Origin of the sequence: Sphingobacterium sp. JB170 (assembly GCF_900163865.1) — a bacterium.
Lineage (GTDB): Bacteria > Bacteroidota > Bacteroidia > Sphingobacteriales > Sphingobacteriaceae > Sphingobacterium.
This window is the reverse complement of record NZ_FUKU01000026.1, coordinates 296779-318460: the sequence shown is the minus strand read 5'-3', so window position 1 is coordinate 318460 and position 21682 is coordinate 296779. Positions and strand designations below refer to the sequence as shown.

At 40.2% G+C, this 21682-nt stretch carries 22 protein-coding genes; 9 read left to right on the top strand and 13 right to left on the bottom strand.

What is annotated here, in order from left to right:
- Positions 1 to 49: 49 nt before the first annotated feature.
- The 4 genes from FM107_RS06895 to FM107_RS06880 form a co-directional block, all read right to left on the bottom strand.
- Entirely contained in the window at positions 50 to 700 is a 651-nt protein-coding gene (locus tag FM107_RS06895) for a lipoprotein signal peptidase (RefSeq protein WP_086947967.1), read from the bottom strand.
- 72 nt (positions 701 to 772) lie between these two features.
- The gene (locus FM107_RS06890) at positions 773 to 1159 is read right to left on the bottom strand and encodes a TraR/DksA C4-type zinc finger protein (protein ID WP_086947770.1); all 387 of its coding nucleotides are present in this window, start codon (positions 1157 to 1159) and stop codon (positions 773 to 775) included.
- 2 nt (positions 1160 to 1161) lie between these two features.
- Positions 1162 to 4569, bottom strand: a complete 3408-nt coding sequence (gene ileS / locus FM107_RS06885) for an isoleucine--tRNA ligase (protein ID WP_086947769.1) — start codon at positions 4567 to 4569, stop codon at positions 1162 to 1164.
- Between the two features lie 225 nt (positions 4570 to 4794).
- Positions 4795 to 5148, bottom strand: a complete 354-nt coding sequence (locus tag FM107_RS06880) for an iron-sulfur cluster assembly accessory protein (RefSeq protein WP_086947768.1) — start codon at positions 5146 to 5148, stop codon at positions 4795 to 4797.
- A gap of 391 nt (positions 5149 to 5539) precedes the next feature.
- On the opposite strand from FM107_RS06880, the gene glyA reads away from it, so the two are divergent.
- The 8 genes from glyA (at position 5540) to purE (ending at position 12970) form a co-directional block, all read left to right on the top strand.
- Entirely contained in the window at positions 5540 to 6811 is a 1272-nt protein-coding gene (glyA, locus tag FM107_RS06875) for a serine hydroxymethyltransferase (protein ID WP_086947767.1), read from the top strand.
- Positions 6812 to 7036: 225 nt separating this feature from the next.
- Positions 7037 to 7627, top strand: coding sequence for an RNA polymerase sigma factor (locus tag FM107_RS06870; RefSeq protein WP_086947766.1), 591 nt, complete (start codon positions 7037 to 7039; stop codon positions 7625 to 7627).
- Positions 7628 to 7831: 204 nt separating this feature from the next.
- The gene (locus FM107_RS06865; protein ID WP_086947765.1) at positions 7832 to 8518 is read left to right on the top strand and encodes a zinc metallopeptidase; all 687 of its coding nucleotides are present in this window, start codon (positions 7832 to 7834) and stop codon (positions 8516 to 8518) included.
- 132 nt (positions 8519 to 8650) lie between these two features.
- Positions 8651 to 9994, top strand: coding sequence for a signal recognition particle protein (gene ffh, locus FM107_RS06860; RefSeq protein ID WP_086947764.1), 1344 nt, complete (start codon positions 8651 to 8653; stop codon positions 9992 to 9994).
- 211 nt (positions 9995 to 10205) lie between these two features.
- On the top strand, positions 10206 to 10793 hold the full coding sequence (locus FM107_RS06855) for an NADH-quinone oxidoreductase subunit A (RefSeq protein WP_086947763.1): 588 nt from the start codon (positions 10206 to 10208) through the stop codon (positions 10791 to 10793).
- Between the two features lie 4 nt (positions 10794 to 10797).
- Positions 10798 to 11304 carry an NADH-quinone oxidoreductase subunit B gene (locus FM107_RS06850; RefSeq protein ID WP_086947762.1) on the top strand — a complete coding sequence of 169 codons (507 nt, stop codon included), beginning with the start codon at positions 10798 to 10800 and terminating at the stop codon, positions 11302 to 11304.
- 17 nt (positions 11305 to 11321) lie between these two features.
- Positions 11322 to 12464 carry a 5-(carboxyamino)imidazole ribonucleotide synthase gene (locus tag FM107_RS06845; protein WP_086947761.1) on the top strand — a complete coding sequence of 381 codons (1143 nt, stop codon included), beginning with the start codon at positions 11322 to 11324 and terminating at the stop codon, positions 12462 to 12464.
- Positions 12461 to 12970: a 5-(carboxyamino)imidazole ribonucleotide mutase gene (gene purE, locus FM107_RS06840; protein ID WP_086947760.1), complete on the top strand. Its 510-nt coding sequence runs from the start codon at positions 12461 to 12463 to the stop codon at positions 12968 to 12970. The genes FM107_RS06845 and purE overlap by 4 nt, the downstream gene beginning before the upstream one ends.
- A gap of 77 nt (positions 12971 to 13047) precedes the next feature.
- Here purE and FM107_RS06835 read toward each other — a convergent pair whose 3' ends face one another.
- The 4 genes from FM107_RS06835 to bshA all read right to left on the bottom strand — a co-directional run bounded on the left by FM107_RS06835 (position 13048) and on the right by bshA (position 16625).
- Complete coding sequence (locus tag FM107_RS06835; protein ID WP_086947759.1) at positions 13048 to 14019, bottom strand: sugar phosphate isomerase/epimerase; 972 nt, start codon at positions 14017 to 14019, stop codon at positions 13048 to 13050.
- Positions 14020 to 14127: 108 nt separating this feature from the next.
- Entirely contained in the window at positions 14128 to 14691 is a 564-nt protein-coding gene (frr, locus tag FM107_RS06830) for a ribosome recycling factor (RefSeq protein ID WP_086947758.1), read from the bottom strand.
- Positions 14692 to 14717: 26 nt separating this feature from the next.
- Positions 14718 to 15422 carry a UMP kinase gene (pyrH, locus tag FM107_RS06825; protein ID WP_086947757.1) on the bottom strand — a complete coding sequence of 235 codons (705 nt, stop codon included), beginning with the start codon at positions 15420 to 15422 and terminating at the stop codon, positions 14718 to 14720.
- Positions 15423 to 15488: 66 nt separating this feature from the next.
- Positions 15489 to 16625, bottom strand: a complete 1137-nt coding sequence (gene bshA / locus FM107_RS06820; protein WP_086947756.1) for an N-acetyl-alpha-D-glucosaminyl L-malate synthase BshA — start codon at positions 16623 to 16625, stop codon at positions 15489 to 15491.
- Between the two features lie 203 nt (positions 16626 to 16828).
- On the opposite strand from bshA, the gene arfB reads away from it, so the two are divergent.
- Positions 16829 to 17242, top strand: a complete 414-nt coding sequence (gene arfB / locus FM107_RS06815) for an alternative ribosome rescue aminoacyl-tRNA hydrolase ArfB (RefSeq protein WP_179204418.1) — start codon at positions 16829 to 16831, stop codon at positions 17240 to 17242.
- A gap of 28 nt (positions 17243 to 17270) precedes the next feature.
- Here arfB and FM107_RS06810 read toward each other — a convergent pair whose 3' ends face one another.
- The 5 genes from FM107_RS06810 to tatC form a co-directional block, all read right to left on the bottom strand.
- Positions 17271 to 17531 carry a chaperone modulator CbpM gene (locus FM107_RS06810; protein ID WP_179204417.1) on the bottom strand — a complete coding sequence of 87 codons (261 nt, stop codon included), beginning with the start codon at positions 17529 to 17531 and terminating at the stop codon, positions 17271 to 17273.
- Positions 17532 to 17547: 16 nt separating this feature from the next.
- Positions 17548 to 18447, bottom strand: a complete 900-nt coding sequence (locus FM107_RS06805; protein ID WP_086947754.1) for a DnaJ C-terminal domain-containing protein — start codon at positions 18445 to 18447, stop codon at positions 17548 to 17550.
- 272 nt (positions 18448 to 18719) lie between these two features.
- The gene (locus FM107_RS20195) at positions 18720 to 19451 is read right to left on the bottom strand and encodes a M28 family metallopeptidase (RefSeq protein ID WP_373407993.1); all 732 of its coding nucleotides are present in this window, start codon (positions 19449 to 19451) and stop codon (positions 18720 to 18722) included.
- An 843-nt stretch (positions 19452 to 20294) separates the two neighbouring features.
- A complete protein-coding gene (gene rpiB, locus FM107_RS06795) occupies positions 20295 to 20732 on the bottom strand; it encodes a ribose 5-phosphate isomerase B (protein WP_179204416.1) in 438 nt (145 codons plus the stop codon).
- A 12-nt stretch (positions 20733 to 20744) separates the two neighbouring features.
- Positions 20745 to 21614: a twin-arginine translocase subunit TatC gene (gene tatC / locus FM107_RS06790; protein WP_086947751.1), complete on the bottom strand. Its 870-nt coding sequence runs from the start codon at positions 21612 to 21614 to the stop codon at positions 20745 to 20747.
- Between the last annotated feature and the right edge of the window lie 68 nt (positions 21615 to 21682).

The window sequence follows — 21682 nt, the reverse complement described above, 5'->3', positions numbered from 1 at the left end:
ACAAATCAAAGGGATTATAAATGCGTAATAGAACACATGACGTGAAGTTTTAATCTTCGAGTATTTCGCTATTGACGCTTTCCTTCTCAATATGTTCCTCTTTGAAGTAACGGCGTTGGAATAACAGTATTAATACCACACCGACTGATATTGCTGAATCCGCTACGTTGAATACTGGTCGGAAGAATAAAAAGTGTTCACCACCCCATATCGGGAGCCATTCCGGAAAATTACCTTCAATCAAAGGGAAATAGAGCATATCAACTACCTTACCATGGAAAAACGAAGCATACCCTCCATCGGACGGAAATAATATGGCCTGTTGGTAGAATGTACTTTCACTGAAGATCAAGCCGTAAAAAGTTGAATCTATGATGTTTCCGGTTGCACCTGCAAATATGAGTGCAACGTTCATGATGAATCCGCGATGGTATTTGTTTTTGACCATAAAATGTAGGCCATAGCCAATTCCAGCAACCGCTATAATTCGAAATAATGTTAAGAATAATTTACCAAATTCGCCACCGAACTCCATTCCGTAAGCCATGCCATTATTTTCAATGAAATGGATTAGAACTTTGTTGCCTATAACATTGAAATCTTGACCGATGGTCATATTGAGTTTGACCCAAAACTTAGAAATCTGATCGATCAGTAAGATGATCGTTATTAGCAGGACAGGTTTGGTATATGCTTTCATATAGTAAAAAAATGAGCTGGTCTCAAACTTGTTTTTCTGAGACCAGCCCATTTAAAGTGGTTTTGTTTCTAATTAATATTGTTTGTTTTTTGCCTCAATACTTAAGGTGGTATGCGGTACCGCCTTCAAGCGTTCTTTTTGAATCAATTTTCCCGTCTCGCGGCAAATGCCATAAGTTTTGTTTTCGATTCGCACGAGGGCAGCATCAAGGTTATCAATAAACTTCTTTTGGCGAGCAGCTAGCTGATTTACTTGCTCTTTTTCTAAAGTTGCCGATCCATCTTCCAGTGTTTTGTATGTTCCAGCGGTGTCGTCGGTACCATTGGCATCACTGTTACTTAATGTAGAAGTTAGAGCAGCCAACTCTTCTTTGGCAACGCGAATTTTTTCTAATATGATATTTTTGAATTCTTGCAACTCAGCGTCACTATAACGTGTTTTTTGTTTATTTGTTTCCATAATTAAATTTTCTCAATTAATACCTTTAGTTCGTTGCTGTCAATCTCTATTACATCTAAATCATCTGGCAAATCGTTTTTGAAGTCTATAGAATCCGCTAGAATTTCCGTGCAAATATACGACAAATTATGATTTATAGCTTCTTGTATGTCAGTATTTTGAGATAATGTGACTATTATCTTATCGGTAACCTCAAAACCTTTGTCTTTGCGCAGATTTTGAATTCTATTCACTAATTCTCTCGCCAAACCTTCTTTTTTCAAGTCTGCGGAGATGTTTATATCTAGGGCTACGGTTAGGTTACCTAGATTAGCGACCTGCCAACCAGTAACGTCTTCGGCGATAATTTCAACATCTTGTGGGGTTATCAGGTGGCCTGTGACTAACATGAAATTGCCCTCTTTTTCTAGGGTATCAATGTCCACGTCGTTCAGCGTTTGGATAGCCGCAGAAACGATTTTCATATCTTTCCCCACCTTTGCGCCCAATGCTTTAAAATTTGGTTTAATCTTCTTTTTGATGATACCGGTCGTATCGCTAATGAACTCAATATGTTTTATGTTTGTCTCCGATAAAATCAACTCTTGAACAGTCTCTACCTTTGATTGAAACGAACTATCAAGTACCGGAACCAAAATCTTGTTTAGTGGCTGACGAACATTTATACCTGTCTTTTTGCGCAAGGAAAGTGTAAGTGAAGAAATATCTTGAGCCAATCCCATTCTTTCTTCTAAACTTTTGTCGACCAGTTTGCTATCATAAACTGGAAAGTCAGCAAGATGTACCGATTCAAAGGGTTCTTTTCCCGTTTGCGAATTCAGGTCTAAGTATAACCGATCAGAGAAGAATGGTGATATTGGTGATATAAGTTTCGCTATGGTACTTAAACATGTATATAAGGTTTGATAGGCAGAAATTTTATCAATACTATAGTCTCCTTTCCAGAATCTGCGGCGTGATAAACGAACATACCAGTTACTCAAGTGTTCATCGACAAAATTTTGGATTGCGCGCGATGCCTTGGTTGGCTCATAATCTTCGTAGTAGGTGTCCACCTCTTGTGTTAAGCTGTTCAACAGCGAAATTATCCAACGGTCGATTTCTGGACGTTCGTCAACTTCTGGCTCCGCATAATTAAAGTTGTCGATGTTCGCATATAGCGCGAAGAAAGCGTATGTATTATACAATGTGCCGAAAAATTTGCGTCGTACTTCATCGAGCCCTGCCTCGTTAAATTTCAAATTGTCCCAGGGGGCCGCGTTACTGATCATGTACCAGCGTGTAACGTCTGCACTATATTTTTCGATCGTAGCAAATGGATCCACGCCATTACCCAAGCGTTTAGACATTTTATTTCCGTTCTTGTCTAATACGAGTCCGTTGGAAACGACATTTTTGAAGGCAACGGATCCCTGAAACATCGTCGATATCGCGTGAAGTGTGAAGAACCATCCTCTTGTTTGGTCAACCCCCTCGGCGATAAAATCTGCGGGAAATGCTTCTTTGTATCCGTCTTTAAACGGTGCTTGTTCGCCACGTGCTAACTTCTCGTGATCCAAGCCCCACTGTGCGTACGGCATCGCACCAGAATCGAACCAAACATCAATTAAATCCGGTTCCCGAAACATTTTTTGACCGTTCGGCGAAACAAGTATAATATTATCTACGTACGGACGGTGCAAGTCGAAGGAATCTGTGTCGAAATTTTCGAGGTACGCTTGGTTTACCTTTTTCTCTTGATCGCTCAATGCCTCAGCAGAAACGGAATGCTCCAAAAGTGCGCGTAATTCAGGAAGAGATCCAACACAGACTTCTTCATTTTCGTCCTCCGAGCGCCATATTGGCAGCGGCGTACCCCAATAGCGCGAGCGAGATAAATTCCAATCGACTAAGTTTTCAAGCCAATTTCCAAAACGTCCAGACCCCGTAGTTTCCGGTTTCCAGTTAATTGTTCGGTTGAGTTCGACCAACTTTTCCTTGACTGCAGTCGTGCGGATAAACCAACTGTCCAATGGGTAGTAGAGGACGGGTTTGTCTGTTCGCCAACAATGTGGGTAGGTATGTTCATATTTTTTAACGTCAAACGCTTTGTTCTCCTCTTTCAATTTAATGGCAATAAGCACATCGGTACCTTTAAACTCTTTGTCTTCTCGTTCCAGGTCACTATAATATTCTTCCTTTACAAAACGACCAGCGAAATCGGAAATCTCGTTAATAAAACGACCTGTGCGATCCACGGTGGGTACCTCTTTACCATTTTCATCACGTACGAGGATTCCTGGTATGCCATTTTCTTTACACACCCGAAAGTCATCTGCTCCGTAGGTCGGTGCAGCATGTACGATTCCTGTTCCGTCTTCAGTGGTAACAAAATCTCCCGGAATTATACGAAATGCTTTTTCTTGAAGCTCTTCATTTGTGATATATGGAAGAAGCTGCTCATAGCGCAGGCCTACAAGTTGTTCACCTTTGATTGAAGCGACGAGCTCCCAGGGGACTATTTTGTTGCCGACATTGAAGTCTTGGAAAGAAGCGTTTTCGCCAGCAGCTTTAAAATGTTTGCTGATTAGGTTTTTTGCAAGTACAACTGATACAGGTGCTCCTGTATATTGGTTGAACGTTTTAACTTTTACATATTCAATGTTTTTACCAACGACGAGCGCAGTATTACTTGGAAGGGTCCATGGCGTAGTTGTCCAGGCAATAAAAACAACGTCTTCAGCGTCAGATTCGAGCAAGATGTCCAATGCCGGGTGGATTTGCGTTTTATCGAGGCGAAATTCCGCAACGATCGTTGTATCTTTCACATCCTTATACGTGCCAGGTTGGTTTAGCTCATGCGAACTTAGCCCGGTGCCTGCAGCAGGTGAATAAGGTTGAATAGTATATCCCTTATACAGGAGATCTTTTTTATATAGCTCTTTAAGTAAATACCAAAGCGTTTCGATGTATTCGGTGCGGTAGGTGACATATGGACTCTCTAGGTCGACCCAATAGCCCATTTTTTGCGTAAGGTCATTCCACACATTCGTGTATTTCATTACTTCTTTTCGGCACGCATCGTTGTAGTCCTTGACAGAAATCTTTTTACCAATATCTTCTTTCGTGATACCGAGCATTTTTTCAACAGCGAGCTCGATAGGAAGACCATGGGTATCCCATCCACCTTTACGTTTAACCTGAAAACCCTTAAGTGTTTTATAGCGGCAGAAGATATCTTTGATGGAACGACCCATCACGTGGTGGATCCCTGGCATTCCATTTGCCGAAGGAGGCCCCTCGTAGAACGAATATGGTTTACTCGTAGGGCGATTGGTAATACTTTTTTCGAAGATGTTATTTGCTTCCCAACTTGTTAAAATTTCCTTACCTATTTCTGGTAGATTTAACTGTTTATATTCCTTGTACATCCGGATTTCCTCTGTTTTATTAAGGTCGCTAATTTAACGATTTTATCTTTAACAAAGAATAAGGAAAATCGATTGATTTTTGATTCTAAGAAACGGGGTAGACTCCGCCAAATGCGGTTAAAAATTATGGGGCATTTTTTTATGAGTCGGGGATTTTCGGGCGGTAGGTGTGGGGTAAAGGTTAAAAAAAGAAGGAAATGAGATCCTTCTTTTTTTTGTCGTTTATTATGTTGCAAATGAGCTGCCGCATCCGCAAGTGCTCGATGCATTCGGATTGTTGAAAGTGAATCCGCGAGCTTCTAAGCCGTTTTTAAAATCAATCTCCATGCCGGCCAAATAGAGACCGTGAGCTTTGTTCATGAACAGACGAATGCCTTCAAGTTCATATTCCGTGTCACCGTCTTTCTTTTGATCGAAACCTAATATATAACTCATACCCGAGCAACCACCACCTTCGACACCTACGCGTAAACCGAAGTCGTTGCTAATTTCTTGTTGATCAATTAATTTTCTTAGCTCGTTCACAGCTCCTGCGGTTAATGTTACTGGAGCAACTGCTGTTGTGCTTTCTATACCCATCTTACTTTATTTAAAACCTGTTAGATATTACAAATTTACGTTTTTTTAACGATAATAATCGATGAACATAATTTTTGACATTGGAGTGAAAAAAATATTCGGTTAGTCCCCCTGCCTGGAGCTCGTCGATAGAATGGGAGTTTTATGTAGGGAAATGGGGTGAATCGACATAGGTCAACCTTTTATTTAACATATGTATTGCTTAGCTTGCTGGAGAGATCCTCTGGTACACTATTGCTTGTGGAGAATCTAGATGAAGGCTGGCTGGTAGAGGAAATGAGGCCCGTTTTTCGAAAAGATTCCGGTTTGATTGACGTGTTTTTGTTTGATTTATACTATCTTTGCGTCGAAATTAGAAAATTAATAGCATATACTTCTTAATTATAAAATAATGGAAAGAGATCAGGTCGTTTTTAATCTAATTTCTGATGAGTTGAAACGTCAGGAAGAAGGAATTGAGTTAATCGCTTCAGAGAACTTCGTGAGTAAACAAGTGATGGAGGCGGCAGGTTCTGTGTTGACTAATAAGTACGCTGAAGGTTTGCCGGGAAAACGCTATTATGGCGGTTGCGAAGTCGTCGATGAAATTGAGACAATTGCAATTGATCGCGCAAAAAAACTATTCGGTGCTCAATGGGTTAATGTTCAGCCGCACTCGGGTGCGCAAGCGAACGCAGCCGTTTTTTTAGCAATCTTAAAACCTGGCGATAAGATTTTAGGATTCGACCTATCACATGGAGGACATTTAACGCATGGTTCTCCTGCGAATTTCTCTGGTAAATTATACCAACCTTTTTTCTATGGTGTAAAAGAAGATACAGGTCTTATTGACTACGAAAAGCTTGAAGAGGTTGCGCGTCAGGAGAAACCAAAAGTTATAATCTGCGGTGCCTCTGCTTATTCGCGTGACTGGGATTATGCGCGAATTCGTAAGGTGGCCGACGAAATTAACGCTTTGGTTGTCGCTGATATCTCTCATCCGGCAGGTTTGATCGCTCGCGGTTTGTTAAATGATCCACTTCCACATTGTCATATCGTTACTACAACGACGCACAAAACGTTGCGTGGTCCACGTGGAGGAATGATTATGGTTGGTCAGGATTTCGAGAATCCTTGGGGCATTAAAACGGCTAAAGGTGAAATCCGTACGATTACCCAGCTGTTAGATCTAGCTGTTTTTCCAGGTACGCAAGGTGGCCCTTTAGAGCACACGATAGCGGCAAAAGCGATTGCATACGGCGAGGCGCTTTCAGATGAGTATTTAACTTACATTCAGCAGGTTAAATCGAACGCTTCTGTGTTAGCGCAGTTTTTTGTAGAGAAGGATTATAAAATTATTTCTGGGGGTACGGACAACCACTTAATGTTGGTTGACTTGCGTAACAAAGATATTTCAGGTAAAGAAGCTGAAGCGGTGTTAGGTAAGGCTGGAATTACAACGAATAAAAACATGGTTCCTTTTGATACGCGTTCACCATTCGTGACCTCTGGAGTTCGGTTTGGTACAGCAGCAATAACATCAAGAGGTGTTAAAGAAATCGAAACCCTTCAAATCGGCGAGTTAATTGACGAAGCATTGAAGAGTCGCGCTGATGATGCAGCGCTAGCAAAAATTCACGATAAAGTACGTTCATTAATGGCTGATTTTCCGTTGTACAAATAAAAATAACACTAAATATTATCTCACAAAGGGCCCTTCATTTAAATTGTTGGGCCCTTTGGTGTAACAGGAATGTGACTAAATGTGAATAAATGTTAAAAATCATTGCGTAAATTTGATTATTCGTAATTTTTAACGTGATTTGGAATATTAAATCAACTAAAAGGGAACGCCTATTGAAAACTATACTCTTAAAATATAATTCAAACTAAATCTAGGAGATTTGTTATGAAAATGCAAAAAGAAAAGAGTGATCTTGAACTAATTCAAGCGTATATAGCGGGGAATGAGAGTGGTGTTGAGGAATTGTTGAACAGATACAAGTCAAAAATATATACCTCCATTTACCTGCAAGTAAAAGACGAGTATCTCGCAGAAGATATTTTTCAAGAGACGTTTATAAAAGTCATAAAAACGTTAAAAGCCGGTCGTTATAATGATGAGGGGAAGTTTCTCCCTTGGGTAATTCGAATTGCACAGAATATGGTTATTGATCATTTTCGTAGGCAGAAAAGAAACCCGACGGTAGTAAGTAGCGAGGGGTATGACATTTTTGGTGTATTGGAATTTGCCGATGAAAGTCAAGAGTCGAAGTTAATGATCAACCAACGAGACGTTGATTTGCGTAAAATTATTCAACGTTTGCCCGATGATCAGAAAGAAGTGTTGATTATGCGTCATTTTTGTGAAATGAGTTTTAAAGATATCGCCGATATTACTGGTGTAAGTATAAATACCGCGCTCGGGAGAATGCGGTACGCTTTAAATAACTTACGTAAAATGATTGAGGAGCATAACCTGATGCTAAACATAAGTTAGGATATACTTAAGATTCAAAATATTAGACCATTCTCGAATTGAGGATGGTTTTTTATTGTCATGAAAAATTGTCAGAACAAAACGATATTAACTCTTGGTAACTGCCAAAATGAATGCAATTTCGTATCTTCAAGCGCTAAATAAGGTACTGGACCAGAAATTGAACTGCAGCCTTATGTAAATTAGAACGAAAAACACAAACATATGTATTGGATTATATTTATTGGTATTGCATTGGTAAGTTGGATTGTGCAAGCGAGATTCAAAAGCAAATTTAAGACTTATTCTGAAATACCGTTAACATCGGGTTTATCCGGTGCGGAAATAGCGCAAAAAATGCTACATGAAAATGGTATTAATGATGTTGACGTATTGGTGGCTGAGCAGGGACAACTTTCGGATCATTATAATCCGGGGAACAAAACGGTTAATTTAAGCCCCGAAGTTTATCACGGTCGCAGTGTTGCTGCCGCGGCAGTTGCCGCACACGAATGTGGGCATGCCGTTCAACATGCAACAGCATACGGCTGGCTTTCTTTCCGTTCAGCTATGGTTCCGGTTGTTAGTGTCGCGTCTCGATTAACCTCATGGGTGTTGATAGCTGGGGTGATCATGATGTTTGCCGCCGAAAGTCCAATATTACTAGCCATCGGTGTAGGGGCATTGTTTTTGACAACGTTATTTTCATTCATCACGCTTCCCGTAGAATTTGATGCGTCAAATCGGGCGTTAGCGTGGTTAAATACCGCGCAGGTTACGCATTCAGTTGAGGAGCATGATGGAGCTAAGGATGCTTTAAAATGGGCTGCAATGACCTATGTCGTCGCTGCGTTATCGGCATTGGTCACCCTGTTATACTATGCCTCTTTGCTCTTCGGGCGTAGAGACTAAATTTTTGAAGAGATATTGAATATTAATGCGGCAAGATACTTTGCCGCATTTTTTATGGGGACAAAGGTGTGGTAGCTTTCAGCACTATTTTGTACATTTGTCACTTAGCATAATTTTAGACGAAAAACAAACATGTTTCAGAATTTACAAGATAAACTGGATAGAGCCTTTAAAGTATTAAAAGGACAGGGAAGTATCACTGAAATAAACGTCGCCGAGACGATGAAAGAGATTCGCAAGGTACTTTTAGATGCCGACGTGAATTATAAAACAGCCAAAGCATTTACAGATGATGTTAAACAAAAGGCGCTGGGTCAAAATGTATTAACAAGCATATCACCAGGTCAGTTGTTAACCAAAATCATGAATGATGAGTTGACGCAATTGATGGGAGGGACGGTTACTGAACTTGATATAAGTAGTAATCCAACGATTATTTTAATTGCCGGGCTGAATGGTGCAGGTAAGACGACCTTTTCGGGGAAATTAGCAAATTATTTACGGGAGAGTAAGGGCAAAAAGCCATTATTGGTAGCTGGAGACGTCTATCGTCCGGCAGCCGTCGACCAGTTAGAGGTCCTTGCTGGGCAAGTTAACGTTCCGGTGTATGTAAATAGGGATTCCTCAGATCCAATCGCAATTGCGAGAGAAGGTGTCGAACAAGCTAAGCGTGATGGTAATAATGTAGTTATCATTGATACCGCGGGTCGTTTGGCAATTGACGAGGCATTAATGAAGGAGATTACTGCTGTTCGAGATGCCACACAGCCAAATGAAATTTTGTTTGTCGTCGATTCAATGACAGGGCAAGATGCGGTAAATACCGCAAAGACGTTCAATGATCGCTTAGATTTTACAGGAGTAGTGTTGACCAAATTAGACGGTGATACTCGTGGTGGAGCGGCATTATCGATTAAGTCGGTCGTTAATAAACCGATTAAGTTCATTGGTACGGGCGAGAAGATGGAAGCGCTCGACGTATTCCATCCGGATCGTATGGCTTCTCGTATTCTTGGAATGGGAGATGTCGTGTCTTTAGTCGAACGAGCGCAACAACAATTTGATGAAAAAGAAGCGGCGGAACTTCAAAAGAAGATACGTAAAAATAAGTTTGATTTTAATGACTTTAAATCCCAAATTCAGCAAATTAAGAAAATGGGTAATATGAAAGATTTGATGGGGATGATTCCTGGGGTTGGAAAAGCGATGAAAGATGTCGAGATCGACGATAATGCTTTTAAGCCGATTGAGGCAATCATTGATTCGATGACACCATTTGAGCGTGAGAATCCGGATGCAATAGATACAAAGCGACGGTCGCGTATTGCCAAAGGCTCCGGAACCGACATGAATGAGGTGAATAAGTTGATGAAACAATTTGCTGATATGCGAAAAGTAATGAAACAAATGTCGAACCCTGCAATGGCTGCAAAAATGATGCGAGGGATGCCAAAAGCACCAGGACGTCCATTTTAATCGAATTTCGACGTAGTGAAAGAAAAGGGAGGCAATTAGTCTCCCTTTTCTTTCTTGTAGTCATGTTAACCGTATTCACGAGGGCTATAAAGCGATGTTGTTTTAAATCAGTAAGATACCGAGCTCCCGTTTTGGGATGTCCAGTTAATATCCGTATATATTTTATATGGTAATACTTATTTTTATTGGTATTATTTAGTAATTTTGCATTATGGATGACCCTGCGCAGCTTTCGGAATACGGCAAAATATTGCTTGTAGGAATAATAGGAGTTCTATTGACTTGTGCGACGATCCTTTTGGCAAAGATCCTCTCCCCAAAGAAACCTAGTCCTGGAAAGATGAGTACTTACGAATGTGGTGAAGAAACCACAGGAAGTGCTTGGATCCAAATCAATCCTCGTTTTTACGTGATCGCGCTCGTATTTCTATTATTCGACGTTGAGTTAATATTTGTATTTCCGTGGGCTACTGTTTTTGGTAATGCGGCGTTAAATGCAGCTGATTCTCGTTGGGGCTGGTTTACGCTGGCCGAGATGGGTATATTTATAGGTGTTTTGGTGATGGGGCTAGTGTATGTTTGGAAACGAGGTGATATTTCTTGGATTAAGCCAACATACAAAGTGCCCGAAATTTTGGTCGGAATTCCTAATTCTGCCTATGATGCGTTGAACCAGAAGGACTACACTGTCCGTGATTACCGAGCAAGTGCTAAATCACTGGACAATCAGATTGTAGAAAAAGCGGTCGTAACGTCGTCCCCTGGATTTAGACCCAAATTTAAAAAAGCAAATTCCTAATCTCATGAGTACAAGTCAACATCAGACACAAAGTGGCGGAGTTATCGTCGCTAAAATGGACGATTTACTAAACTGGGCGCGTTTATCTTCGATGTGGCCCGTAAGCTTCGGTATCGCATGTTGTGCTATTGAAATGATGGGGGCGATGGCCTCCACTTATGACTTGGATCGGTTGGGCGTGTTTCCACGCCCCTCACCTCGGCAGTCCGATGTGATGATAATTGCTGGAACAGTGACCTTTAAAATGGCTGATCGAATTAAAAGGTTGTACGAGCAAATGCCAGAGCCCAAATATGTGATTTCGATGGGCTCTTGCTCGAATTGTGGAGGACCTTACTGGCAACATGGGTATCATGTTGTAAAAGGTGTAGATAAGGTCATTCCTGTAGATGTGTATGTTCAAGGGTGTCCTCCTCGTCCTGAGGCATTGATAGGCGCCTTTTTGGAATTACAAAAGAAAATTGAATCCGAAAGTATTTTACGGGACCAGTTTTTTATAGAAAAAGCTTAATATATTTTAAAAACATTATGATAAAAGACTTTTATGGTGAGTTGCAATTAGGGATTCTTGGTGGCGGTCAATTAGGACGAATGGTTATCCAAGAAGCTATTAATTACAATGTGAATGTGCACATATTGGATCCCGATAAAAATGCACCATGCCGTAAATTATGTAATCGCTTTGAATGCGGTTCACTTAACGATTTTGACACCGTGTACAATTTCGGGAAAGATCTCGATATGATTACCATTGAGATAGAAAAAGTTAACGTCGATGCACTTGAGAAATTAGAGAACGAAGGCGTGTTAGTATACCCACAATCGCGTGTTATACGTTTGATTCAAGATAAGGGTATGCAGAAACAATTCTTTAAACAAAACGATATTCCAACGGCTGCCTTTCAATTGATTTCTAGTAAGGAGAATCTTAAAGAAATCAATATCCAGCTGCCATATATTCAGAAATTGCGTAGAGATGGATATGACGGTAAAGGTGTCCTGCGTATTAATGATGTAAAGGATCTTGAGCGGGCTTTTAATGAACCATCGCTAGTCGAAGAATTGGTAGATTTTGAGAAGGAAATTGCAGTGATTGTTGCGCGGAATAATCATGGTGACATCGAAACGTTTCCTTTGGTGGAAATGGAATTTAATACAGACGCAAATTTAGTTGAATTTTTAATATCTCCATCTACGCTTTCGATTGATATTCAGACAGGAGCGGAGGAAATTGCGAAGAAGATCGCTGATGATTTGCAAATTGTAGGTTTGTTAGCCGTGGAGATGTTTTTGACAAAGGATGGCCAAATTCTGGTAAATGAACTTGCTCCACGCCCTCATAATAGTGGCCACCATACCATCGAGGCAAATATAACATCACAATTTGCACAACATTTGCGTGCAATATTTAACTTACCACTCGGCTCGACAGCAACATCGACCAATGCCGTGATGGTTAATCTACTGGGGGAACTAGATTATGAAGGGTTGGCAAAATATGACGGAGTAGAAGAGGTGCTTGGCGTCGAAGGTGTATATGTGCATCTTTATGGTAAAAAATATACGAAACCATTTCGAAAAATGGGACATGTATGCGTTATAAACAATGACCGGCAAGCGGCGATTAAAACTGCACGTTGGGTCCAAGAAACACTTAAGGTAAAGGCATGAAAGATACAGGAACGGCATTGGTTGGTATAATAATGGGTAGTAAGTCCGATTTACCAGTGATGCGAGATGCGATTGACATTCTGAAAAAGCTCGAAGTAAATATTGAAGTCTCTATCGTTTCCGCGCATCGGACGCCGGATCGTATGTATGACTACGCAAAATCCGCGGCAAATCGTGGGTTAAAGGTAATCATTGCGGGAGCGGGAGGAGCCGCCCACTTGCCAGGCATGATTGCTTCTATCACGCAACTCCCGGTAATTGGTGTGCCGGTAAAGTCATCCAATTCAATTGATGGCTGGGACTCAGTTCTTTCCATATTACAGATGCCAAATGGTATTCCCGTAGCGACAGTTGCGCTAAACGCTGCAAAGAATGCTGGAATACTAGCGGCGCAAATTTTAGCGACTTCCGACGAAAATCTTACACAGCGCGTAATAGAATTTAAAGAAGAACTACGTTCCGCTGTCGAAAAGAATGCGGCCGAAGTCGAACGCATGAAATTCTAATAACATCCTATGGGCCGTAAAGACATAAAAAAGAGAGCAATCGGAAGACTGCTCTCTTTTCATGTTCGCTGATGATATTATTTAGTGATATAGTTTTGGACGTAATCGAAACTCTTCTTTAAGCTTTCGAATTTATTTGGAAGATAGATATCGTCCTGTTCAACCATGGCATATTCTAGTCCTGCCTTTTCTGCGTATTGCGCAATATTTATATAGTCTATTGCGCCGGTTCCCACCTCTGTATAGCGTATTTTAGCGAAAATGCTATCAAGCGGTGCTTCGTCATAAGCTTCACCAATAATTGGTGAAGTGAATTTCTTATCCATATCTTTTAAGTGCCATAGCTTAAAGCGCCCTGGATATTTTTCAAAATAGGACTGTGCATTTAATCCGGCTTTTTCAATCCAATAGATATCGAGTTCAAAGTCTACTAAGTCCGGTTCGGTGAAAGCGATTAATATATCAAGTCCTTTTGTACCGTTTGCAAAGTTTCTAAATTCCCAAAAATGATTATGGTATGCGATTTTGATACCAGCTTTTTTCGCCATCTCACCCACTTTATTGAGTTGTTCAGCTGCATATTGATAATCTTCAACTTTTAAGTTGTTCAGGTCATCCATCCCCATCACCGGTGCAATTACATATTTTTGATCTAATTGATGCGCTATCTCAATATATTTTTCAAGATTTTCGCTTTTTGTGTATTTTGAACTAAGGTATTTAGACATATCATAATGACCGCTGTGGGTTTTTATATTATTGTCGTTTAAAACTTTTTTGAGTTCAGCAATGGAGAGTCCCCAATATGTACCAGCCTGGGCGTCGACCCCGAAGGTTTCCACATGCTTGTAACCAATTGTTCCTATAGTTTTTAATGTTGTTATCGGATCTGCATTGACGATATCACGAATAGAATATAGTTGAAGTCCTAAGTTGTCGAAAGGGCCGTTTCCGATCTTTGATTCGCAAGAATTCAAATATGGTGTTAAGAATGCAGCGGATAACCCCAGTCCTGCCTGCCTCAAGAATTTTCTTCTACTGTTTTGCATGTGTTGTTTACATTGGTGACTTAAAATGTAAGATATGGAAAAATCTGAAATGAAAAAAGGATTCTTTTTAGAATCCTTTTTTCATTTCAGATAATATGTTGAAAATCTTTAGACAGTCATGATGTCTTTCTCTTTCAATTCTGATAACGCATCTACTTTTACTATATAGGCATCAGTATGTTTTTGTACTTCAGCTTCCCCCGCTTTAATCTCGTCCTCAGAAATACCGTCATTTTTTAACTTTTTAATTGACTCATTAGCATCTTTACGAATATTTCGAACGGCGATCCTTCCTTTTTCAGTTTCTTCTTTTACTTTTTTAACAAGGTCGCGTCGTCTCTCTTCGGTTAAAGGTGGGATTGCTAATCGTATGATTAAACCGTCATTTTGAGGGTTCAGTCCTAAGTTAGAATCAATGATAGCCTTTTCAATAGCTCCCAATGTGTTTTTTTCCCACGGTTGAATAACGATGGTTCTTGCATCGGTAGTGTTGATATTACTCACTTGAGAAAGGGGAGTCATACTGCCATAATAATCGATAGAGACACCGTCCAACATTGAGGGCGTTGCCTTCCCCGCTCTGATTTTCGTCAACTCAGATTCTGTATGAGTCAATGCTTTAGTCATTTTCTCTTTGCAGTCATCAAGTTCTAAGGAGATTAGTTCATTCATATTATTTATATTTCTTGTGCAATAGCTTAGCGAACAACCGTACCAACGTGGGTACCATCTGCTAATTTTTTTAGATTCCCTGGTTTATTCATATCGAAAACAACTATTGGTAAATTGTTTTCTTGGCATAAAGTAAATGCCGTCATGTCCATTACATTTAAACCTTTTTCATATACCTCTTGAAAAGAGATCGTATCGTAACGTTTTGCGGAAGGGTCTTTTTCAGGGTCTGCGGTATATATTCCGTCTACACGTGTACCCTTTAATACCGCATCTGCATTGATCTCTATAGCCCGTAAAGAAGCCGCCGTATCGGTTGTGAAATAAGGGTTACCCGTTCCTGCTCCAAAGATGACTATTCTTCCTTTTTCAAGGTGTCGAACTGCCCGTCTACGAATAAATGGTTCGCATATTTGTTCCATTTTGATAGCAGTTAACAACCGAGTTTTAATACCAACCTTTTCGATCGCATCTTGTAATGCCATGCTATTGATAACCGTTGCTAACATCCCCATATAGTCTGCTTGCACACGATCCATTCCAGACTTTTCAGCACTTAGGCCGCGATAGATATTTCCACCTCCGATTACAATTGCAATTTCTAGACCTTGGCTATGAATTTCTTTAATGTCGTTAGCGTATTGCATCACCCGATTGATGTCGATGCCATAGCTTTGATCGCCCATTAGAGCTTCACCACTGAGTTTTAGTAAGATACGTTTATATTTCATGATTGTTTTTTTGGAGCATTTCCAAAAGCCAAAGATAAAACATTTTTTCTTCGCATTAACTATAATCTAAGCTTTTTTCGTGGACTGTATTACTTCTTGATAATAGGATTCATATAACGGGAGAATTCGTACGAGGTCAAAATCTTTTGCCCGTTTGTATGCCGAGTTTTTAAAGGTGGATAGCCGATCGTCGTCTTCAAGAATTTTTAATGCGTTTTTTGACATCTCCTCGATATCCCCAATGCTACTTAAATAGCCACTTATACCGTGTTGGTTTAGTTCGGGTAGCCCGCCAACGTTACTCGAAACTACAGGGACATGGCAAGCCATTGCCTCGAGTGCAGCGAGACCAAAGCTCTCCGAGGATGAGGGCATTAGAAATAAATCGGATACAGATAAAATTTCTTCAATTGCGTCCTGTTTTCCCAAGAATCGTACATCGTGACTAATCCCCAAATGACGTGCTAGCTCTTCGGTCTCGCGGCGTTCGGGACCATCTCCGACCATAAGCAACTTGCTTGGAAGCGCATCATTTATTTTTTTGAAAATACTAATAACATCCTTTGTGTTTTTTACTTTTCGGAAGTTGGATGTATGCGTGATGATTCGCTCATTACCTGGCGCAATTGCTTTTTTGAAATGTTCTTTGTTATTATTGTGAAAACGGGAAAAATCAATGAAATTTGGAATGACGCGAATATCTTTTTGAATGTCAAAAAACTCTAGTGTTTGTGCTTTCAGGCTTTCTGAAACAGTCGTTACTCCGTCGGACTGATTAATTGAAAAAGTCACAACTGGACTAAAGCTTTTGTCTTTTCCAACAAGTGTAATATCGGTGCCATGTAAAGTAGTCACAACGGGAATATGTATGCCGTGGGTTGCTAGGATTTGTTTAGCGAGATAGGCCACCGACGCGTGCGGAATTGCGTAATGTACATGTAGAAGATCTAGCTTTTCAAATTTGACAACGTCCACCATTTTACTAGCTAATGCTGATTCATAAGGAGAGAAGTCAAAAAGTGGGTATTGTGCAACGGCAACCTCATGATAATAAAGGTTTTCGGAAAAGAAATCCAATCGCGCCGGTTGCGAATAGGTAATAAAATGGATTTCGTGGCCATTCGAAGCCAACGCTTTTCCAAGTTCTGTCGCTACGACACCACTTCCTCCAAAAGTAGGATAACAGACGATTCCAATTTTCATATTTTTATTTTTTGACCTTTATGTTTTTAGGTGTTGTGCGAAATGTGAGCGTGAACACTATTATATAGTAATGAGTCCAGTGCATATGTTGAACCTTTTCTAAGGTATTCAATTGTACGCCCGATTAATTTTCGGTAAATATAAGCATGCTTATATAATTGTTTTGCAATAATTTTGTTTGGAATAATCTTAAATTTGCCACTATGTTTTTGAACAAAGATCTAATTTATCCAGAATTGCATTTCAAGACATCTCGTTCGGGGGGAGCGGGGGGGCAGCATGTGAATAAAGTTGAATCGAAAGTTTCACTTTTTTGGAATGTTTGGGATTCAGCATTTTTCACTCAGCCACAGAAGGATGTCATTTTAAGAAAGTTATCGAATCGTATTACTAACGAAGGAGTTTTACAGCTAGATGCATCCGCCGACCGGAGTCAGTTGAAGAATAAGCAGATTGTGGTGGGACGATTTTTCAACTTGTTAGAACAGGCACTCGAGCCTGAGAAGTTACGAAAGGCAACCAAAGTCCCTCGGTCTGTTATATTAAGACGCCTAGACCGAAAGAAAAAGCAGTCTCATAAAAAGCAGTCTAGACGTAATCGATTTGATATAGAATAGCTTGTTTTTCTTCCCTAAAGGTTTTCAATTAACTATTTTTTAATACCTGAATTTCTTGTTGTAATGTCTTTATTTTAGATAACAGATTCTGTGCTACTTCAATGCCGGGGAAATTCATCTCTAACTCATAATGCCAGCTGGTAAATTGTTCCAATGGGAGTAGTTCTTCTTCCATGACATACATTTCGCCCTTATCTATAACAAGCGCAATAAGTCCGTATTCAGATAGTTTTTCGACGAAATTGATTTCTATTTGATGTGACCTACAAAAGTCTACGATTCGTATCATCTGTGTTTCCATTTTACTATTTTCTTAGTTCTACAAGCCTTTGTATTAGTGTTTTTTCTTCATCCGTCAATGCGACCGGCAATTGTGCTTGAAGTTTGACCAACAAGTCTCCGAATTGTCCTTCTTTTTTGTAGAGCGGAAAACCTTTTCCTTTTAGGCGAATCACCGTCTCATTTTTTGTTTCGGGTTTTACTTTGACTTTTATTTTTCCGCCAAACGTATTTATTAATATCTCCCCGCCGAGTAACATCGAGTATAGATCAACTGGTATATCGGCATAGAGATCGTTTCCTTTACGCGTAAACTTAGCGTCGGGGAGAATATGTACCGCGATATATAGATCACCTGCAGGTCCACCGTTAATACCAGGCGTACCTTGACCTGCTAGACGAATCCGTTGCCGATCTGCGATTCCTGCAGGTATTGTAATCCGTATGTTTTTACCGTTTATATTGAATGTTTCTTGATGCGTCGAATATGCTGCTTGGAGTGTGAGCTCTAGATTCGCATTTATATCATTTCCTCTAAATTTTGGCTGGTGGCCGCCACCTCGTCGACTTCCGAACATCTGCTCGAAAAAGTCAGAAAACTGTTCCTCATCATAGTTTCCCGAATAACCATAATCTTGGGATTCAAATGGTGAGTATCCATCGTTATTCGCGTTGCGTGATCCTTGCTGAAAAGTGTCCCCATTTTTCCAATTTTCCCCGTATTGGTCATATTTTTTTCGTTTTTCCGTGTCCGTCAGGACTTCATTAGCTTCATTAATTTCTTGAAATTTTTGTTTGGCTATTTCATCATTCGGGTTGATGTCTGGGTGGTATTTTCGTGCTAGTTTACGGTACGCTTTTTTTATTTCTGCGAGGCTTGCTTTCTTGTCCACCCCAAGTATAGTGTAATAGTCTACGAATGCCATTTTGAATCTATTTTAATTGATTAACAAATTAATGTTGGTATTGTTCTGGTGGTCAGTGTTCATCAAGGTGGAGACTCGGTACGAGTTGTAGTAGGCTACAACGGGTGTAACACTTTGGTGAAAAATAGCCGTGTCGGACCATGCCGTAGGTGGCTATTAGTTTAGCCGCGATCTTTCGCTGATTTTAAAATACAAGGCCTCTTTAAAATTCGAAAGAGGCCTTGTTAAAATTAGTGTAGCTGGAAGGCATTAATTTTACTGTCCTTTCTGCGTTATTCTTTGTTGCTGTCTACTCTTAAACGCTGGTCTCTGTTTGCAACTTCCCACGCTGTGTGGAAGACGAGTTTAGCTCTTTTAACCATCATTGAAAAATTGATTTTGTCCACGGTATCCTCTGGTGTATGGTAGTGTGGATGTAACCCCGAGAAGTAAAATATTACTGGAATTTTATGTTTCGCTAAGTTGTACTGGTCCGAACGGTAGTAAATACGCATCGGATCTTTAGGATCGTCATACATGTAATCCAGTTCCATCTTCGTGTAGCTATCGTTGGCTTGACGATTGATTGCATAAAGCTCAGAGCTCAATTTGTCGGAACCTATTACGTGAATATAATTGTGATTTCCTTCAAGATGTTTGTCGTCTATTCGGCCAATCATATCAAGATTGAGACAGGTTACGGTGTTTTCTAAGGGGAATACCGGGTTTTCGGAGTAGAATTGCGAACCTAATAAACCTTTTTCTTCTGCAGCAAAGCCAATAAATAGTATGCTCCGGCGTGGACCCTTCCCATCTTTTTTTGCTTGCGAAAATACTTTGGCAAGTTCTAACACACCAACCGTTCCCGAGCCATTATCATCTGCTCCAGGGAAGATTGTACCGTCGGGTAAAATACCGTCGTGATCATAATGACCGGAGATGATAACGATCTCATCTTTAAGGTCTGTTCCAGGCAATAATCCTAGGACATTTGGATCTGAAAAGTTTTCTTTAACAACACCCATTTGCGCATTCAATGCCGCATTAATGGCAAACGTTTTAGGCGCTTTTTTTTGTTCGCTTATCGACGTGTTGTTTGCTGATAATATCTTGTCAGCAACGTTTTCCGAGATATTTACTACCGGTGCACTTAAATTAGTAGCTGGCGGCCCATCCTCTTTTTGGTCAATCTCAAAACGACCTTGAGTTATTCTGCTACCGAATCGTGAAATCGTTGATGCAACTGCGCTTGACGTTGACAGGATTAATTTTGGATTCTTTTTTACTAGTTCTTGCAGCCTTTTGACACGGCTTGTCGACCATTCGGACAGTTTTTTTGTACCTGTTAGGACTGAATTACCAGAAACGTCCATGGGTTCGCCTTCGTTGATTAAGAGTACGATTTTATTTTCAATGTCAATATTCGCAAGATCATTATGCTTTTCATCTTGAATACCATAGCCGATAAATATTATTTCCTGTGTCTGGAAATCAGTGACTTGGTTGTCGCCCAGAACATAAAAATCGCGGCCATTTTTATATTCTTGATCGTTGATTGAAAAGTTCCTAACGCTATATGTTTTACGAATTAACGATAAGGGCTGAAAATAGCTACCATCGACAGGGGCTTGTAGACCCAACGTTTCAAAATTATCTGCAATGTAGCGAGCAGCCTTTTTCCCACCCTCTTGTCCGGTACCTCGTCCTTCAAATTCCTCGGAAGTTAGTGTTGTTAAATGTACCTTCGCAGCCTCTTCTGTGAGGAAGTTGGCATACTTTACTTGAACCGGATCCTGAGCGACAGCACACCCATAAAGTACCGGAATTAATAAAAGGGTTTTTAAGCAGTTTTTTATCATTGCAATTGTTTAGTTACAAGAAATTTTATTGACGCGGGTAGCATGACGGCCACCTTCAAATTCAGTTGTAAGAAAGGTTTTAACGATTTTCTTTGCTAATTCAATATCGATGAATCGCGCCGGTATACATATGACATTGGCGTCGTTATGCTGACGCGCTAATGCGGCTATTTCATTTTGCCAGGCGATTGCTGCGCGAATATCTTGGTGTTTATTGGCGGTTATTGCCACGCCGTTTGCACTTCCGCAAATTAGAATTCCAAGTTCGCTTTTTTTCTCCTCAACGCTTGAAGATACTGGGTGTGCGAAATCTGGGTAATCCACAGAATCAGCAGATGCGGGACCGAAATCGTCCACAGTATAGCCTTCTAATTTTAAAAAGTCAACGATAGCAACTTTGTATTCAAATCCTGCGTGATCACTCCCTATTGCAATTTTCTTTGCCATTTTTATTTCGTTTTAATTTTTATAAAATTCTTTTTCCGCTTCTAACTTCCTTTTTTTAACATTCGCAGAAACTGTAATACTTAATTCATACAGGATAAACATTGGTGCACTTACCGTGAGTAACGTAATTACATCCGCAGTTGGCGTGATAATAGCAGCAATAATTAAGATGATTACGGCAGCATAACGTCGACTGGCGCGCATAAACTCTGGAGTCATAAGTCCTAATTTCGACATGATGAACACAATTATTGGCAATAGGAATACAACCCCACATCCGAGCGTTAGGGTTGCAATAGTCGAAAGATACGAGTCGATTGTAATTTGGTTCGTGATTTCCACGCTTAGCGAAATGTTCGCCAGAAAGTTAACCGAAAGCGGTACTACAATATAGTAACCGAAAAGGGCACCTAGGATAAAAAGAACGGTTGCATAAAGTACGAACCCACGGGCAGAGCGACGCTCGATATCAGTGAGCGCGGGTTTGATGAATAGCCATACCTCGAATAGGAGGTAGGGGAACCCCATTGCGACAGCCATTATTAAACAGGAGTTTATCTGTAACATGAATTGGCCCGCTAGTTCCGTATTGATGATGTTGAATGGAATTTTTTCTACGCAAAATCCCTCTAGACTTAATAGGTCTCCAACCTTACACATCATGCGATATGTCCAGAAGTCTAGGTTCTTCGGGCCCATGATGATTTGGTTGAATACAAAGTCGTAAAAAGTAAAAGATAATACCGCAAAGACAACAATTGCGAGTACTGACCGTATAATATGCCACCGAAGCACCTCTATATGGTCAAAAAAAGACATCTCTGACTCGATTGATTTTCCCTTATCTTTTATAGCTTGAATTAGTTCGTTGGATTTAGACATTTTAATTTTATATTTCCGGACCGAAACAAAAATACCATTCTTATTGGTAAGAATGGTATTTTATCCCT

Bases quoted from the DNA above. Each gene is read 5' to 3' on its own strand.
- tatC (WP_086947751.1), bottom strand. From the start codon at position 21,614: ATGTCTAAATCCAACGAACTAATTCAAGCTATAAAAGATAAGGGAAAA.
- FM107_RS06865 (WP_086947765.1), top strand. From the start codon at position 7,832: ATGTATTGGATTATATTTATTGGTATTGCATTGGTAAGTTGGATTGTG.
- bshA (WP_086947756.1), bottom strand. From the start codon at position 16,625: ATGAAAATTGGAATCGTCTGTTATCCTACTTTTGGAGGAAGTGGTGTC.
- FM107_RS06880 (WP_086947768.1), bottom strand. From the start codon at position 5,148: ATGGGTATAGAAAGCACAACAGCAGTTGCTCCAGTAACATTAACCGCA.
- FM107_RS06850 (WP_086947762.1), top strand. From the start codon at position 10,798: ATGAGTACAAGTCAACATCAGACACAAAGTGGCGGAGTTATCGTCGCT.
- arfB (WP_179204418.1), top strand. From the start codon at position 16,829: ATGTTTTTGAACAAAGATCTAATTTATCCAGAATTGCATTTCAAGACA.
- ileS (WP_086947769.1), bottom strand. From the start codon at position 4,569: ATGTACAAGGAATATAAACAGTTAAATCTACCAGAAATAGGTAAGGAA.
- glyA (WP_086947767.1), top strand. From the start codon at position 5,540: ATGGAAAGAGATCAGGTCGTTTTTAATCTAATTTCTGATGAGTTGAAA.
- FM107_RS06805 (WP_086947754.1), bottom strand. From the start codon at position 18,447: ATGGCATTCGTAGACTATTACACTATACTTGGGGTGGACAAGAAAGCA.
- rpiB (WP_179204416.1), bottom strand. From the start codon at position 20,732: ATGGCAAAGAAAATTGCAATAGGGAGTGATCACGCAGGATTTGAATAC.
- frr (WP_086947758.1), bottom strand. From the start codon at position 14,691: ATGAATGAACTAATCTCCTTAGAACTTGATGACTGCAAAGAGAAAATG.
- ffh (WP_086947764.1), top strand. From the start codon at position 8,651: ATGTTTCAGAATTTACAAGATAAACTGGATAGAGCCTTTAAAGTATTA.
- FM107_RS06895 (WP_086947967.1), bottom strand. From the start codon at position 700: ATGAAAGCATATACCAAACCTGTCCTGCTAATAACGATCATCTTACTG.
- FM107_RS06870 (WP_086947766.1), top strand. From the start codon at position 7,037: ATGAAAATGCAAAAAGAAAAGAGTGATCTTGAACTAATTCAAGCGTAT.
- FM107_RS20195 (WP_373407993.1), bottom strand. From the start codon at position 19,451: ATGGGTGTTGTTAAAGAAAACTTTTCAGATCCAAATGTCCTAGGATTA.
- pyrH (WP_086947757.1), bottom strand. From the start codon at position 15,422: ATGAAATATAAACGTATCTTACTAAAACTCAGTGGTGAAGCTCTAATG.
- FM107_RS06835 (WP_086947759.1), bottom strand. From the start codon at position 14,019: ATGCAAAACAGTAGAAGAAAATTCTTGAGGCAGGCAGGACTGGGGTTA.
- FM107_RS06855 (WP_086947763.1), top strand. From the start codon at position 10,206: ATGGATGACCCTGCGCAGCTTTCGGAATACGGCAAAATATTGCTTGTA.
- FM107_RS06890 (WP_086947770.1), bottom strand. From the start codon at position 1,159: ATGGAAACAAATAAACAAAAAACACGTTATAGTGACGCTGAGTTGCAA.
- FM107_RS06845 (WP_086947761.1), top strand. From the start codon at position 11,322: ATGATAAAAGACTTTTATGGTGAGTTGCAATTAGGGATTCTTGGTGGC.
- FM107_RS06810 (WP_179204417.1), bottom strand. From the start codon at position 17,531: ATGATACGAATCGTAGACTTTTGTAGGTCACATCAAATAGAAATCAAT.
- purE (WP_086947760.1), top strand. From the start codon at position 12,461: ATGAAAGATACAGGAACGGCATTGGTTGGTATAATAATGGGTAGTAAG.